A 15,287-nucleotide genomic window follows, 5' to 3' on the forward strand; every position below is an offset into this window, starting at 1 on the left:
GCGATATGGGCCAAATACCCAGCTTATGCCACCTGTAGCGGCACGATAAGCCAGCGCATTCGCCCACATGCAGCCATCAAAATAAGAGAGTGCTTCATGAAGATAGCCCTATTTATTCCCTGTCTGGTGAACCAGATGATGCCCCATGTCGGCATCGCCACCGTCGAACTCCTCGAAAAACTCGGCCATCAGGTCATACTGCCCAAGGGCCAGACCTGCTGTGGCCAGCCCATGACTAACTCGGGCTGTTTTGATGAAGCCAAGAAAACCACCCTTAAGCTGTTGAACGCCTTCAAGGGCGTCGAGTGTGACGCCATCGTCTGCCCGGCCGCCTCTTGCCTGGTAGCCGCCAAGGAGAACTTCCATGAGTTTGACAACAGCCCAGAAGCCCAGGCGGTGATCGATAAGCTGTATGAGCTGACCGAGTTCCTCCACGATGTGGCGCCGATCCCCGCCTTCAACAAGGCGTTTAACTTCAAGATCAGCCTGCAGCTGAGCTGTCACGGCATTCGCATGTTGGACCTGGCGACGCCGAGCGAGCAGATGGGCCCGCGCACCAACAAGGTCGAGGCCGTACTGAGCCGTATCCCAGGTATCGAGATCGTCTACCCAGATCGCCGCGACGAATGCTGCGGTTTCGGTGGTACCTTCGCCGTCGACGAGGGCGCCGTTTCGGCCAAGATGGGTAAAGACAAGGCCCAGGCCCACGCCGCCACGGGCGCGACCTATGCGGTAGGTTTCGACCCCTCATGCCTGCTGCACCTGGATGGCATGATCCGCCGTCAGCTATTGCCGATCGCGACCCGTCATATTGCCGAAGTCATCAACGCAGCCCTGTAAGGAGTAGCTCATGTCTAGTCAAACCACCGCACTCAACTCAGGCGTGCATGCGAAGAAGGCCGACATCTTCTGTCAAGATGAGGCTCGCGTCGATTGGCACTCTAAGGCCCTATGGGTGCTGCGTGAGAAGCGCGATCGCGCCGCCGCCAGCCTGCCGGAATGGGAGCAGCTGCGTCAGCTCGGCTCCGAAATGAAGCTCCACACCCTGACCCATCTGGGCGAATACCTAGAGACTTTCGAGAAGAACTGTCTGGCCAACGGTATCGTAGTGCACTGGGCCAAAGATGGCGCCGAGCACAACCAGATAGTCCATAACATTCTGGCCAAGCATCAGGTGAAAAAGCTGGTTAAATCCAAGTCTATGCTCACCGAAGAGTGTCACCTCAACCCTTACCTCGAGAGCAAGGGCATAGAGGTGATCGACACAGACCTGGGTGAGCGCATCATTCAGCTGGCCAAGCAGCCGCCATCACATATCGTGGTACCGGCGATCCACCTAAAGAAAGAGGAAGTGGGCGACCTCTTCCACGACAAATTAGGCACAGAGGCGGGCGCCTCGGATCCTCTCTATCTCACCCGCGCCGCCCGCGCTCACCTGCGTGAGCAGTTCCTGTCGGCCGATGCGGCCATGACAGGGGTTAACATGGCCATCGCCGACAAGGGCGCCGTAGTGGTCTGCACCAACGAAGGTAACGCCGACATGGGTGCTAACCTGCCGAAACTGCAGCTGCACTCCATGGGCATAGACAAGATAGTGCCGGATCTCGACAGCGCCGCCATCTTGCTGCGCACCCTGGCCCGCAACGCGACCGGTCAGCCGATCACCACCTACTCCAGCTTCTATCGTGGCCCACAGGATGGCGGCGAGATGCATGTGATCATCGTCGACAACGGCCGCACCGACATGCTGCAAGACAAGATCCTGGCGGAATCGCTCAAGTGTATCCGCTGTGGTGGCTGTCTGAACACTTGTCCTGTGTATCGTCGCTCCGGCGGTTACAGCTACAACTACACCATCCCAGGCCCTATCGGCATCGCCGTGGGTGCCCAGGCGGACGATACCCACTCTATCCCTTGGGCCTGTACCCTATGCGGCAGCTGTAGTTATGTCTGCCCGACCAAGGTGCCGCTGGATAAGATCATCCACCATCACCGTCGCCTCAAGGCCAAGGCGGGCAAGCTGCCATACGGTAAGCGCAACTATATGCCGTTGGTCGGTAACTTCATGGCCAGCGAAACCATGCTCAACTGCTCCATGAGTGTCGCCCGCACCGCGCTGCGCATCCTTCCGGGCTCACTGCTCAAGCCATTCTCTGGCGCCTGGGGCAAATACAGAGAACTGCCGGTCGCACCTAAGTCCAGCTTCGAAGCTTGGTTTAACAAAAACAGAGGTCAATAAAAATGTCGAGCAAGCAATCTATTCTCAATGCATTAAAAAGCGTCGCGGTTGCACCTCAGGCCATGCCGCCAATCAATGTCAGCCCACGTCTAGACGATGTGATTGGCCAGTTTGAAACCAACCTGGGCACGGTTGCCGGTACCCTGCATCGCGAGGGTGGCCTGGCCGCCCTGCAAGCCAAGGTCGACGAGCTGATCAAAGAAGGTAAGCAGGTGATCTCTCAGGTCGAAGGTGTCACCGGCAACCGCAACGCCCCGGACACAGCCCATGAGCTAAGAGACATCGACTTTGCGGTGATCCCCGGCGATGTCGCCGTGGCTGAAAATGGCGCCATCTGGGTCAACAACCAGCATCTGGGCCACAGGGTGACTCCCTTCATCTGCGAAAACCTGTTCCTGGTCGTCAGCGCCGACAAGGTGGTTGCCAACATGCATCAGGCGATTAAACAGATTGGTTTAGACAGCGGCGAGTTCGGCGTCTTTATCGCTGGCCCATCCAAGACGGCGGACATCGAGCAGGCCTTGGTCGTGGGTGCCCACGGCGCCTGCAGCCTGAATGTTTACCTGGTTTAAGCGCCTAGCTTAAAACATTGGTTTAGGTCCTAAGCTTCAACCCTATTTAGCAGCCTCAAACTGCCTGGCCACCACGATCACTGTGGTGGCTTTTTTTTGCCTGAATTGCTTGAGTGAAATAATTTCTTGAATGAAATAGTTGTCTTAATTTGTCGCCAAACGTCAGAGAAGATGCAGACGAAATCTTGGTAGGCGGCTAGCAGTGAATTTGCTTAGGCAGGCGTCAGCGCCAACGACAAGGGCTGCGAAACTGCCGCTAAGCAAAGGTGTTAGCAGCGTGGCGTTAATGGAACAAACAGCTGGCTCTGTCCTGCATAAATTCGATAAACAGCTTCACCTTGAGCGGCTGATGGGTGCGCTGATGGTACAGCAGGGAGATGCGTCGCTGCTCGCCGTGCCAGTCGGGCAGCACCCGGCGAAGCTCACCCGAGGCAAGCTCCCCCTTCACGAACAGCTCTGGGCCGTAGAGAATGCCGCCATCGTCTACCGTCGCCCGCACCGCACCGTTGAGATCCCCAAGGGTCAACTTGGCGGGGCCTTCGTAATAGAAATCTTCGCCGCTGACATGCTTCATCGACCAGTTAAACAAAGGCCAAACCTTGATCAAGGAGTGCTCCACCAGCTGAGCCGGATGTTGCGGCGTGCCGGCGCAGGCAAGGTAGCCCGGCGAGGCAAACAGGCCATAATCCAAGACCCCCAGCGACTTAGAGACCCAGGAAGAGTCGGGCTGGGCACCGCCGACGATGGCCACGTCCACCCCCTCATCAATCAGATCGATACTGGAGTTATTCTGGGTGATATGCAGCTGTATATCCGGATAGGCCTTGGAGAAGTCGTTTAGCACCCCGATGAAGATCATCGAGATGATCGACACTGGCGCCGCGATACGCAGTGTGCCTTCGGCCTTCTCGACTCTGGGCTCGCTGCAGCGGTCAAACTGGGCCACCACATTCTGATAGCGGCCAAAGAGCTCGCTGCCCTCCTCGGTTAACCTCAGCTTACGGGTGCTGCGCATGATCAGCTGAGTATCCAGCAGGCTTTCCAGCTTAGTCACCTTGCGGCTAACGGTCGCCACGGGCATACCCAGCTCTTTGGCCACCTGGGAAAAACCGCCGGTATTCACCAGATGCACAAACAGATGGATAAGCTCAAGTTCTGTGCCTACGCTACGCGCCATCAAAGCCTCGAAAAAACCGATTAGAAATGGATAGGAATTATAACAAAACCGCGCACATAGCGCAGTAGAAAAGCCTTAGGCAACACTGAGCCGTATCAAGAAAAGTGCAATAAGTTCTCCTCTTTTACGGTAAGTGCCCCGTGAATCTCGCCCGCAAGCTGAGTTATAATCATCGGCAATGATTAATTCCCGCCAATCGAGAGAGCATTAAGATGGCTAGAACCGCCGCCGCATTACACATTTTGGTCAAACATAAAGAACTCGCCGAAGAGATCATCGAAAAGCTTAACAAGGGCGCTAAGTTCGACCAGCTCGCCAAGAAACACTCCACCTGCCCATCGGGTAAGAAAGGCGGCAGCCTGGGTGAATTTAAGAAAGGTCAGATGGTGCCCGCCTTCGACAAGGTCTGTTTCAGCGGCGAGTTAATTACGCCGCATCTGGTCAAGACCAAGTTTGGCTGGCACGTGGTGAAGGTGCTGTATCGGACCTGATGGGCCTAAGTGTTCAATGGGGGTGATAGTTAACCGTCATCCTCCCCCTCTATTAATATTAGTGAATTACACCCAACCATTTATGTGGCTGATTCACCATTTTGGACATCCTAGCTTTACTGTGACCAAACGCCTGCCCGGCGGGGAATGTGCAGATACGCCTGCGAGACGCCATGAATATATCCCTATAGGCTCTACCGAAACATCCCTGTTTCGGAAGCTCACCGGCGTATCTACACTCGATATCAATCATCTCTTCGATTAGGCCATATTTGATGGTCGAATCAGGTAAATTAAAGCCAAAATCATTCTAAATATGTGAAGTTTCACTTCATCTGCGCACCTAACAGTTGTTATCTTGAAAAGCTCAATGCTAAGTTATTGTCACATATTGAGTTATCTGTTCTGACTAAAATAAATCTAACAGTTCTTGGTTGGACTCTATGGGGAGTTCGGATTAACTCTCTAACATATTGAAAGGAAACAGCATTGAGTGCTCAATGGACAAGAGAAGAACTAAAAGCCGCAGTGGAAGCATATATTCAGATGCGTTCTGACGAAGCTAATGGCATTCATTTCGTTAAAAAGCACATATATTCAGAACTAGCTAGTCGTTTTGGGCGTACCGAAAAATCATTTGAATTTCGAATGCAGAATATCTCTTATGTCTACTCACTTATGGGACGAGAATGGATTTCCGGTCTAAAACCCGCGAAAAATATTGGTTCAAAAAATGCGGCAGAAATCGAAAGCCTAATATCTGAAATTGAGGGACAAAACCTCCCCGAAGTAGCCGAGTTTGAAGCTCAAGTCATATCATATAAATCAAAGGAAAACCTTTCCAAACCAGATGGCGTCAAAGAACCGAGAAAAACACATACGCAAGTAACAAGTTTCGATAGAGACCCAAAAGTTAAAGCCTGGATTCTTGTAGAGGCATCAGGAAAATGTGAATGCTGTGGCTCTGAAGCGCCCTTCACAACTGCTGATGGCGAGCCTTTCCTTGAGATTCATCACCTTCGCCGTTTGGCTGACGATGGCTCGGATACCATAACCAATGCAGTTGCTTTATGCCCAAACTGCCACAGAGAAATTCACTACGGAATGAATAAATCTGAATTAAAGAAATCAATGTATAAAAAACTATCGAGACTTGTACAAGAGTAAAGGTATTACAAGTCAATCAAGTTCGCGCCTCCAGCCCCCAGAACCTGGCGTATTGCCGAGTAAGGAAAAATATTGAGTATCGTAAAATCTATATCGCTTGCTGTTGCGGGGGTGATCGTAATGGCTTCGTCGGCCAGTGCTGAGGTTGGTGTGCGCCTCGAGTATGGCAATCCTAGCGACGTGGCAGATAAGGCGGTGAGAGAGGAGCTTATCGCATCTGATGTCATGAACACGGGCGTTAGCTTTATCAATAACCACTTCAAACTCGCAGAGCCCCTTGTGGTTGCCTTTGGCGGCGATGATGGCCCGCTGTTTGATGGTGAGAGCGGCAGCATAATGATCCCCTATGCTTTCGTTGACGAGGTCAGACAAAGATTCAAGCATGCAAAATATGATAAGACTGGCGTGACGCCTGAGCAGGCGACGGATGATGCCTTGCTGCATACCCTGTTTCACGAGTTTGCCCACGCCCTCATCGACATGTATCAGCTGCCAGTTCTCGGAAAAGAGGAAGATGCCGCCGATGCCCTCGCCACGACGCTACTCGTCGAGTTTTTCGATGATGGTCAGGAGATTGCGTTAAGCGCCGCCGATCTCTTTGATATCGAGAGTGACGACAGAGACGTCCTTGAAGATGAAGACTTTTGGGACGAGCACAGCCTAGACGATCAACGCTACTTTACGACCCTATGCCACGTCTACGGCAGCGCCCCAGACAAGTATGCAACCATAGTTAAAGAGGGGCTGCTAGGGGAAGAGAGGGCCGAGCTGTGCATCGAAGAATATGCCGCCATCTCACGCAGCTGGCTCATGTTATTAGAGCCTTACATCAAGGCTAACGAAACGGAAAAGCTCAGCCAGTAAAGGTGGTGAGCGCCCCTAAACATCACCTAGGCAAAACGCGCCTGGTCGGGTGAGCTGTCGGCGCTTTAAGGGATGGATTATATAAATCATCCAACTTGCCTGCTCCCCTATCTTACGTCATCGACTAATCACTTTAGCTAACAGCTTAAGAAGCAAAGCTGTCACTAAGGCTCTAAATTCGTTAGCGTATACTAAGCTTGGCTTATTCCTTCCGTCACTTGAAAGATAAAAGTCCAACTCACAACGGACAGGCCGAGTCGTGCAACCCAGGCAGTAAAGGAAATCTAATGACCGACAAATTTCAGCAGCTTGCAGACAAGATAGATAGGGCATTGCTCGAGGGCGATAACACCGCCATTGCGACCATCTTAGCCGAGATAGCCAGCGCCGAAATCGCCAGGCTGCTGGAGTCCCTGCCGCCAAAGGAGAGGCTAAGCGTCTGGGCCCAGGTTACCCCCAAGCGCTGCGCCAAGGTGCTCCTGGCCCTGCCACAGCCCCAGCGTCGGGCGCTCATTCAACATACGGATGAAGCCAAGCTGATTGCTGGCCTTAGCCAGATGCAGATGGATGAACTGGCGGATATCGACGCCGACCTGCCCATGCCAGTGGTCTCGGCCATGGTGCAGGCGATGGACTCCCAGCGCAGGCAGAGATACGAGCTAGTTAGAGACTATCCCGATCAGAGCGCTGGCGGCCTGATGGATGTGGATATCAGCGCCCTACGCGCCGATGTCTCGATAAAAGCCGCGCTGCGCTATCTGCGCCGATTGCGTCAGCGCGAAGGCCAGCTGCCGGAACATCTGGACAGCCTGATGGTGGTCGACAGAAACAACACCCTGGTCGGCATCATCCCCCTGAGCCTGCTGGTCTCCAGCGAGATGGACACCAGCATAAGCGAGCTGATGTCCACAGAGTTCACCAGCTTTACCCCAGAGATGGCCGCTGGCAAGGTGGCGCAAGTCTTTAAAGACAAAGATCTGCTGTCGGCCCCGGTAGTGGACGGTGAGCATAAGCTGATTGGTCGCATCACAGTGGATGATGTGATCGACGTGATCCAGGATGAAGCCGACAAGGCCCTCTATTCACAGGCGGGCCTGAACAATCACCCAGACCTGTTTGCCCCCATAGTACGTAGCGCCAGCCGCCGGGCACTCTGGCTCGGCATCAACCTGCTCACCGCCTTTCTGGCGGCCTGGGTGATCGGCCTGTTCGAGGCGGCTATCGAGAAGGTGGTTGCCCTCGCCGTGCTCATGCCCGTGGTGGCCAGCATGGGCGGCGTCGCCGGCAGCCAGACCCTCACCATGGTGACCCGTGGCCTGGCACTGGATCAGATCAATCGTAATAACATCATCAAGTTGATTGGCCACGAGTTTGGTATCGGCGCGCTCAATGCCCTGCTGTGGGCATCCCTGGTCGCCTTCATCGCCCTCAAGTGGTTTGGCGACTGGCAGCTGGGGCTAGTATTTGGTCTCGCCATGGTGATAGTGCTGATCACCGGCGTGTTGGCGGGCGCCAGCATCCCTGTGCTGCTAAAGAAGATAGGCATAGATCCGGCGCTGGCGGGCGGCGTGGTGCTGACCACAGTCACAGATGTGGTGGGATTCTTCGCCTTCTTAGGATTGGCGACCCTGTCCATTCTTTAAAGCTGATTATTCAGCGGCTTTATCCTCAGAGTTGCCTCGCGGCGCCTTGACGATCTTAAGCTCGCCATCCAGATGTAGATCCCGCTGAGGAAAGGCGATCACTATGCCGGCCTGGGTAAACAGCTTGTAGATGCGAAAACGGATATCGCTACGGATCCGGCGAATGTCCGCCTCTGTGTTGGCGCACACCCAGAAGATGCCATCGAAGATGAGCGCGTTATCGCCAAAGTCTTCGAAGATGGCGACCGGGGACGGCGTAGTTAAGATCTCCTCATGCTCATCCAGGGTCTGCTTGATGATATCCGCCACCCGCTCCACATCCGACCCATAGGCAACTCCCACCCTCACGGTCGAGCGGGCGATGTTGTCTATCAGTGTCCAGTTGGTGACGGTATTTTCCAGCAGCTGGCTATTGGGCACCAGCATATGCACACCGTCGTTGCGGCGGATCAGGGTCGAACGGGTATTGATGCTCTCCACCACCCCCTTGGTCTCGCCTATCTCCAGAAAATCGCCGATGCGGATCGGCCGCTCCCACATCAAGATCCAACCGCTGATGAAGTTGTTGATGATGTTCTGCGCGCCGAAACCGACACCGATTGCCACGGCGCCCGAGACGAAGGCAAAGGCCTTAATGGGAATATTGAGGATCTCCAGGCTGGTCACCAGGATGATGGCGATCGCCAATATGAGATAGATACGGGAGAAAAGATGCACCGCATCCGGCGCGACCTTACGGGCCAGCAGGGCGCGGCGGATCAGCTTGCCGATGCGAGTCACGATAAACCAGGCCAGTAGCAGGAGCAGCGGCACCTGTAACACCTGGGAGACGGTGATCGCCGAGTCCCCGTAGGTGAAGAGAACGAATGATAAGATCTCTTTAATATCCTGCCAGCTCATGCCTCGCCCCTCACTTTGCGCCGTTCATTGAGTATAACAGCCAAGGCGAAAAGCGTGATTTAGTCATCGGGGTCAATCACTTGGGCAGTGCAGCTCTCTAAGTTAAATACTGAGCCAAAGCACGGCTACCAGAAAGAGCATGGAACCCGAGAGACGATTGAGCCACTGGCCCCTGCCGCGCTGCAGGAGGAAGTTCGATAGCCGTCGACCACCATAGGCATAGAGCAGCAAACAGGCAAACTCTATGAGCACCACCAGCGTCAGCAAGACTAGCTCCTGGGTCATCAAAGGCTGCTCGGGACGAATGAAGGGCGGCAGCAGCGTCATCAGAAAGGCCCAAGCCTTAGGATTAGAGATCGCGGCGGAGAAGCCACTCAATGCCAGTGCCCCCGGCGATGATTGCGACTCACTCTCCACCTTACTGGCACAATAAGGCGAGCGCCAGCTCTTCACCCCGAGGTAGATTAGATAGGCTGCCCCTAGGTATTTCACCATCAGCAGCAACCATTCATGACGGCTAAGCAAGTTGCTGATACCGACAAGCGCCAAGGTGGCGATCGAGGCGATGCCCACCAACACGCCGAGCATCATCCACAGGGTTCGACGCACGCCGATGTTAGCTCCGAGCGTCATTGCCAGCATCATGCAGATCCCAGGTGAGACCGACATGAGAAAGAAGGTCAACATAAAGACTAGTAACCATGAGAAATCCACAGAGTCTCTTCCTATCCTGAGTTAAGCCTGAATGTCGTCTGGCGTCGCAACCAGCCCGGGCACGGAGAGCAGATATTCAAGTCCCTTAGCGTTGAAGCCATTGAGACTCAGCCGCTTTCGACTAAAGGGCGGGTTAATCAACTTAGTGCGAGTCGACACCCGGTTGAACCAGTCGGGATTACCCAAGGCCGCACTGCCCACGGCCACCATGTCGGCACCCAGATGCAACGCCTGTTGGGCACTGAGGCCATCGGCAATCTTACCCGCTACCATCAAAGGAATATCACCGATAAAGCCTTGACGAATATTCGCCAGCAGGGAACTCCCCTCGCCTTCATTCGGCGCCTTAAAGCTGTCCCCCATGGAGAAGTGCAGATAGTCGATATCTTGCTCGGCGAGGATATTAGCAACCTCCATCTGATGGCTCAGTGCTATGCCACGCACATTGGCATAGCTTTCCGGTGACAGACGAACGCCGACGATAAAGTTACGGGGCAGACGACGGCGGATCTCTGCGATGATGTCGCGCAGCAACTTAGTACGCTTATAGACACTGCCGCCCCATTCGTCGCTACGCTGGTTGAGGGTCGGATTGAGAAAATTACACAGCAGAAAATTGTGGGCGCCGTGGAGCTCTATGCCATCCAATCCCGCCTCAAAGGCCCGCAGCGCCGAATGAACGAAGGCTTCCTTAAGCTCGGCAATCTGTTCGCCGCTCATCTCCTGTACCCCGAGCGGATAGCGTCCACCCGGTGGGATGGCTGAGGGCCCCATTGGCGCACGGCTATTTAACTCCACCGAGGCGCGTACGCCACCGTGATGCAACTGCACTAGGGTCAGCACCTCATGCCCCCTGGCCATCGCGGCCACCTTGGCAAACTGTCCCTGCTGATGATCGCTCATCAGACCGGGCTGCCCCTGCCAGCAGCGCCCGCCGGTCTGAACCTGGGTGGCGGCCAAGATCAGGGTGCCGAACCCGCCCCGGGCACACAGGCTAAGCCAGGCCATCTCATCGCTGCTGAGATCACCATTATCTTCGCTCATGTTATGGGTCAGAGGGGCCAGAACCGTCTTGTTTTTCGCGCTCTTACCTGCGCGGCAAAACAGCTGGGGATGGGTAAAGCTTGTCGTCACCATAGTAGATATTCCACACCATTAAACTCATGGCGCCTACTGTACACGACTCCTTGTGGCGATATAATCAGGTAAATTAGCAAGAGTAAATTTCCCAATAGGAAATAATAACTGTGAAGAGTAAGCTAGATACCATCTACCTGATGAAGCTATTTGCCGCCATTGTCCACCGCGGCTCCTTTGCTGCCGCGGCCGCACAGCTGTCGATCACCCCAAGCAAGGCCTCTAAGGATATTCAATACCTGGAAAGCCTGCTCGATACCCGACTGTTGCAGCGCAGTACCCGCCATGTAACCACCACGGACGCCGGCGAACTCTTCTATCACAAGTCCCAGGAGATCCTCGAGCTCAACGACGAACTGCTCGACTACCTGAGTCACCAAAAGACCCAGCTTAGCGGCGAGCTGCGCCTGACCGCCCCCAAGCTATGGGGCGAACGCATACTGACCCCCATCATCTTGGCCTTCAAGCGTCATCATCCCGATGTGCGCATCAAGGCCAGCTTCTCCAACGAACACAGCGACCTTCACAGAGACAAGCTACACATCGCCTTTCGCAGCACACAGATCACCACAGAGCCTTACCTGGCGCGGCTGATCGCAAAAGATGAGTCTATACTTTGCGCCAGCCAAGACTACCTGAGTCGACATGCCGCCCCGCCGACCCCAGAGGCGCTGGCTGAACACAAGATGATCCTCCTCAGCAGCAGGGACAAGGTATTCGATCGCATCAAGCTGCTGCGCACTAACCATAGTGCCATGCAGAGTATTGAACAGCGACTGGACGGCGAACTCACTTTTAACAATAAGAGCGCCATCTACCAGGCGGTCAAGGCTGGATTAGGCATCGCCGTGCTGCCTAAATATCTGATCGATGACGACCTGCGGAGGGGCGATTTGGTGACCATACTGCCCGACTACCAACTTGCGTCAGCCAACTTCTATGCCCTCTACAGCCATAGGCGAAAAGACTCGGCGCTGATCAACCTGTTTATCGACTTCGTGATCGCCGAGCTTACCCACGCACAGCCTAAAGTCGACTAGAGAGAATTCCTAGAAATCAAGATGACAAAATAGTTACAGAGCTAATTAAACTACTCCCCATATTTAAACTCTGCCAGCCTAAACTTCCCTTAGCTATATAAGGGTCGGCAGCGCGCAAGAAGCATACACAATCGGCCTCAGTCATGGACAACAACCCAGGCCACCACAGGGTAAGTGCTAACCATTCGCTCAGCCATCATTGAGTCATCAACATGACCAACGACTATGGACATGATTTGTCCCAAACCGTAGCTCCAGCCAAGCTGCTGATAATTGTTCGTTGGTTGTTTTTCGCACAAAGGTAAGACTAATCCCACAACAGCACTAGGTGTATTGCCGCTTCATATTTTTATTTCGGTGTCCACTTATCACGCCTCAACCTCAGTAACCGCAATGGCTACAGAGGATTAGATGAAGATACGACTAAGCATTACCTCTGGATTCAGGGTAGAAAAATAGATCGATTGAATGTTAATATAGTTCGAACACTAACTATTAGTTGTGTAATTACTTTTTCATAAGAAACACTCACTTCGCTCGGGAGGGCACTATGTCGTCAGACAATGCAACGGAAGAAAATCTCATCTCACAGGTGTGGCAAACCGCCCGCCGCAAGGCCACTTACGCCATGCAACTCACCTGTCTTTTCGCCATCTTAAGTACCTATCTTTTTGTCATGTTGAAACCCGGTGGGATTCAAAATAACAAAGCGTTAGGAGGCCACTAACTCAATGCATTATTTAACCTACATCTCCCTCGCTATCTATTTTCTTGCCATGTTGGCCATAGGCCTGTTTGCCTACCGCCGTTCGACCGATGATGTGTCGGGCTACATCCTGGGCGGCAGACAGGTGAGCCCTCAGGTCACCGCCCTCTCAGCTGGTGCGTCCGACATGAGTGGCTGGATGCTGATGGGTCTGCCCGGTGCCATGTTCCTGGTGGGCTTCGAGACCATCTATATCGCCTTGGGCCTGTTACTTGGCGCCCTGGTGAACTATCTGATCGTCGCGCCTAAGCTGAGGGTCTATACCGAGGTGGCCAACAACGCGCTGACGATTCCGGAGTTTTTCGCCAAGCGCTTTCATGACCCCAGCTGCAATGTACGCATCATCTCTGCGGTCATCATAGTGATCTTCTTTACCCTCTACACCTCGGCAGGCCTGGTGGCGGGCGGTAAGCTGTTCGAGTCGGCCTTCGAGGTCAACTACGAGCTGGGATTGGTGATCACCCTAGGGGTCGTCGTCTCCTACACCCTGCTCGGCGGCTTCCTGGCCGTCAGCCTGACCGACTTCGTCCAGGGTTGTATCATGTTTGTCGCGCTGATCTTAGTGCCCGTGGTGGCCTATCAGGAGTTCAGCAACGCCGACAAGATGATGAATTTCGCCTACGAGTCTATCCCTCATTTCGGCGAGGCGATGCAAAACGTCACCCTGCTGGGACTGATCTCTGCGCTCTCCTGGGGCCTGGGTTACTTTGGTCAGCCCCATATCATAGTGCGCTTCATGGCGATCCGTAGCGTGTCTGACATCAAGACGGCCAAGAACATCGGCATGAGCTGGATGACGGTCACCATCATAGGCGCCCTGGCCACCGGCTTAGTGGGTATCGCCTATGCCAACAAGTTCGACATGAAACTGAGCGACCCTGAGACCATCTTCATCGTCTTCTCTGAGTTGTTGTTCCACCCCTTGATCAGCGGCTTCCTGCTGGCGGCGATCTTGGCGGCTATCATGAGCACCATCTCATCTCAGCTACTGGTGTCATCCAGCTCGCTGACCGAAGATATCTATCGCGTGGTATCGAAGAAGGAGGCCAGCGAAGAGGAGATGGTGAAATTGGGACGCTTCGGCGTAGCCGGGGTGGCCATAGTCGCCAGCCTGCTGGCACTGGATCGCTCCAACAGCATCTTATCTTTGGTGAGTAATGCCTGGGCCGGCTTCGGCGCCGCCTTCGGTCCGCTGGTGCTGTTTAGCCTGTACAAGAAAAACCTGACCCATAAGGCCGCCGTAGCCGGTATCGTCGCCGGTGCCGCCACCGTACTCTTCTGGATCTACGCGCCAGTGCTGCCCGAGGGTAAGGCACTGAGCTCCATGCTCTATGAGATGATCCCTGGCTTTATGGCCAGCAGCCTAGTGATCTGGGGCGTGAGCGCCTTAGATAGCGATCCTTGTGAAAACACCATAGAGACCTTCGATGAGGCCGGGCGTCAACTAGCCGAGCAGAGATAAGGCGGGGGAAACATGGCAAACATACACTGGAAACGCATCGTCGTTAAGGTGGGTAGTGCCCTGATCGCGCCCCATAAGCAAGGATGCAGCAGCCACTATCTGCTGGGTATCGCCCAATTTATCGCGAACTGCCGCGCCCAAGGCGTCCAGGTCGTCCTGGTCTCCTCGGGTTCTGTGGCCGCCGGCTGGCACCGACTGGGTGACGTCAAACAGCCCACGGTATCGCAGAAGAAGGCGATGGCCGCCGCGGGCCAGGCCGATATGATGGCCACCTGGGACAAGTTATTCGACTTTCCCTCGGCCCAGCTGCTGGTTACCCATGGGGATCTCAGGGATCGCGAGCGTTACATCAGCATCAAGAACACCCTGTTTAGCCTGCTGGACCATGGCCTGCTGCCCATAGTCAACGAGAACGATGCGGTCACCACAGACACACTGCGTGTCGGTGACAACGACAACCTGTCGGCCATGGTCGCGGCGGCGGCCGATGCCGACGCCCTGATCATCTGCTCCGACGTTAACGGGCTCTACACCAAGAATCCCCAGCTGCACGATGATGCCAAGCTGATCAAACAGGTGAACGAGATCAATGATGCTATCTACGCCATGGCTGGCGGCGCCACCAGCGAGGTCGGCACAGGTGGCATGCGCACCAAGATAGAGGCGGCCGAGAAGGCGATCGCCCACGGCATAGAGACGGTGATCATCAATGGCTTCGACCCCGATGCCTTCAACCGTCTGCTCAAGGGGCAAAACCCGGGCACCCTGTTCACCCCGTTCGACCAGCCCATGCAGGAGCATGTGCACTGGATGACCCACACCTCACAGGCCCAGGGTGAAGTGATTGTCGAAGATAACTTCGACGCCCCCCTGGATGACCAGGAGACGCAACTGACCAGCGACGATGTGGTGGCCGTAAAAGGCAACTTTTCCGTCGGTGACACCATCTTAGTGCGCAAAGGCGATGGCACTAAGCTAGCGAAGGCCCAGGCCAATTACAGCAGTTGCTTACTAAGTTTTATCGCCAAGCAACCGGACCGTGCCTTTGCCCACGATGTCGAGCAGCAAACCGGTCCCATCTTAAGCGATGAGAACATCGCCATATTGGAGTAAAT

Annotated in this window: 15 protein-coding genes; 11 read left to right on the forward strand and 4 right to left on the reverse strand. The window is 54.5% G+C overall.

All coding sequences use genetic code 11. The annotated features are described in order from the left end of the window. Nucleotides 1-96 precede the first annotated feature (96 nt). From K0I63_RS15585 to K0I63_RS15595, 3 genes are read left to right on the forward strand one after another with little or no spacing between them, the layout of a single operon-like run. The gene (locus K0I63_RS15585) at nucleotides 97-840 is read left to right on the forward strand and encodes a (Fe-S)-binding protein (protein WP_220081608.1); all 744 of its coding nucleotides are present in this window, start codon (nucleotides 97-99) and stop codon (nucleotides 838-840) included. A 10-nt stretch (nucleotides 841-850) separates the two neighbouring features. Next, a complete protein-coding gene (locus K0I63_RS15590; RefSeq protein WP_144201865.1) occupies nucleotides 851-2,239 on the forward strand; it encodes a lactate utilization protein B in 1,389 nt (462 codons plus the stop codon). Between the two features lie 2 nt (nucleotides 2,240-2,241). Then, entirely contained in the window at nucleotides 2,242-2,811 is a 570-nt protein-coding gene (locus K0I63_RS15595; protein WP_220072140.1) for a LutC/YkgG family protein, read from the forward strand. Nucleotides 2,812-3,094: 283 nt separating this feature from the next. Here K0I63_RS15595 and K0I63_RS15600 read toward each other — a convergent pair whose 3' ends face one another. Beyond that, a complete protein-coding gene (locus tag K0I63_RS15600) occupies nucleotides 3,095-3,988 on the reverse strand; it encodes a LysR family transcriptional regulator (RefSeq protein ID WP_220081609.1) in 894 nt (297 codons plus the stop codon). A gap of 212 nt (nucleotides 3,989-4,200) precedes the next feature. Between K0I63_RS15600 and ppiC the strand changes: the two genes are divergently transcribed. The 4 genes from ppiC to mgtE all read left to right on the forward strand — a co-directional run bounded on the left by ppiC (nucleotide 4,201) and on the right by mgtE (nucleotide 8,153). Then, nucleotides 4,201-4,479, forward strand: coding sequence for a peptidylprolyl isomerase PpiC (gene ppiC / locus K0I63_RS15605; protein ID WP_011866805.1), 279 nt, complete (start codon nucleotides 4,201-4,203; stop codon nucleotides 4,477-4,479). Between the two features lie 489 nt (nucleotides 4,480-4,968). Then, complete coding sequence (locus K0I63_RS15610) at nucleotides 4,969-5,646, forward strand: HNH endonuclease (protein WP_220081610.1); 678 nt, start codon at nucleotides 4,969-4,971, stop codon at nucleotides 5,644-5,646. Nucleotides 5,647-5,718: 72 nt separating this feature from the next. Continuing rightward, nucleotides 5,719-6,510: a DUF4344 domain-containing metallopeptidase gene (locus K0I63_RS15615; protein WP_258406893.1), complete on the forward strand. Its 792-nt coding sequence runs from the start codon at nucleotides 5,719-5,721 to the stop codon at nucleotides 6,508-6,510. A gap of 287 nt (nucleotides 6,511-6,797) precedes the next feature. Continuing rightward, nucleotides 6,798-8,153, forward strand: coding sequence for a magnesium transporter (mgtE, locus tag K0I63_RS15620; RefSeq protein WP_220081611.1), 1,356 nt, complete (start codon nucleotides 6,798-6,800; stop codon nucleotides 8,151-8,153). A gap of 6 nt (nucleotides 8,154-8,159) precedes the next feature. Here the strand turns inward: mgtE and K0I63_RS15625 are convergent, their stop codons facing one another. The 3 genes from K0I63_RS15625 to K0I63_RS15635 all read right to left on the reverse strand — a co-directional run bounded on the left by K0I63_RS15625 (nucleotide 8,160) and on the right by K0I63_RS15635 (nucleotide 10,904). Beyond that, complete coding sequence (locus K0I63_RS15625; RefSeq protein WP_144201875.1) at nucleotides 8,160-9,053, reverse strand: mechanosensitive ion channel family protein; 894 nt, start codon at nucleotides 9,051-9,053, stop codon at nucleotides 8,160-8,162. 102 nt (nucleotides 9,054-9,155) lie between these two features. Further along, nucleotides 9,156-9,740, reverse strand: a complete 585-nt coding sequence (locus K0I63_RS15630; protein ID WP_220081612.1) for a LysE family translocator — start codon at nucleotides 9,738-9,740, stop codon at nucleotides 9,156-9,158. A gap of 48 nt (nucleotides 9,741-9,788) precedes the next feature. Then, entirely contained in the window at nucleotides 9,789-10,904 is a 1,116-nt protein-coding gene (locus tag K0I63_RS15635) for an NADH:flavin oxidoreductase (protein WP_220081613.1), read from the reverse strand. Nucleotides 10,905-11,014: 110 nt separating this feature from the next. Here K0I63_RS15635 and K0I63_RS15640 point away from each other — a divergent pair, with 110 nt between their 5' ends. The 4 genes from K0I63_RS15640 to proB all read left to right on the forward strand — a co-directional run bounded on the left by K0I63_RS15640 (nucleotide 11,015) and on the right by proB (nucleotide 15,285). Next, complete coding sequence (locus K0I63_RS15640; protein WP_220081614.1) at nucleotides 11,015-11,944, forward strand: LysR family transcriptional regulator; 930 nt, start codon at nucleotides 11,015-11,017, stop codon at nucleotides 11,942-11,944. A gap of 550 nt (nucleotides 11,945-12,494) precedes the next feature. Then, nucleotides 12,495-12,671, forward strand: coding sequence for a hypothetical protein (locus K0I63_RS15645; protein WP_186300604.1), 177 nt, complete (start codon nucleotides 12,495-12,497; stop codon nucleotides 12,669-12,671). A 4-nt stretch (nucleotides 12,672-12,675) separates the two neighbouring features. Beyond that, on the forward strand, nucleotides 12,676-14,172 hold the full coding sequence (putP, locus tag K0I63_RS15650; RefSeq protein WP_220081615.1) for a sodium/proline symporter PutP: 1,497 nt from the start codon (nucleotides 12,676-12,678) through the stop codon (nucleotides 14,170-14,172). 12 nt (nucleotides 14,173-14,184) lie between these two features. Further along, nucleotides 14,185-15,285: a glutamate 5-kinase gene (proB, locus tag K0I63_RS15655; RefSeq protein WP_144201882.1), complete on the forward strand. Its 1,101-nt coding sequence runs from the start codon at nucleotides 14,185-14,187 to the stop codon at nucleotides 15,283-15,285. The last annotated feature ends 2 nt before the right edge of the window (nucleotides 15,286-15,287 follow it).

This window comes from Shewanella rhizosphaerae, from assembly GCF_019457655.1.
In the GTDB taxonomy this organism is placed as follows: Bacteria; Pseudomonadota; Gammaproteobacteria; order Enterobacterales; family Shewanellaceae; genus Shewanella; species Shewanella loihica.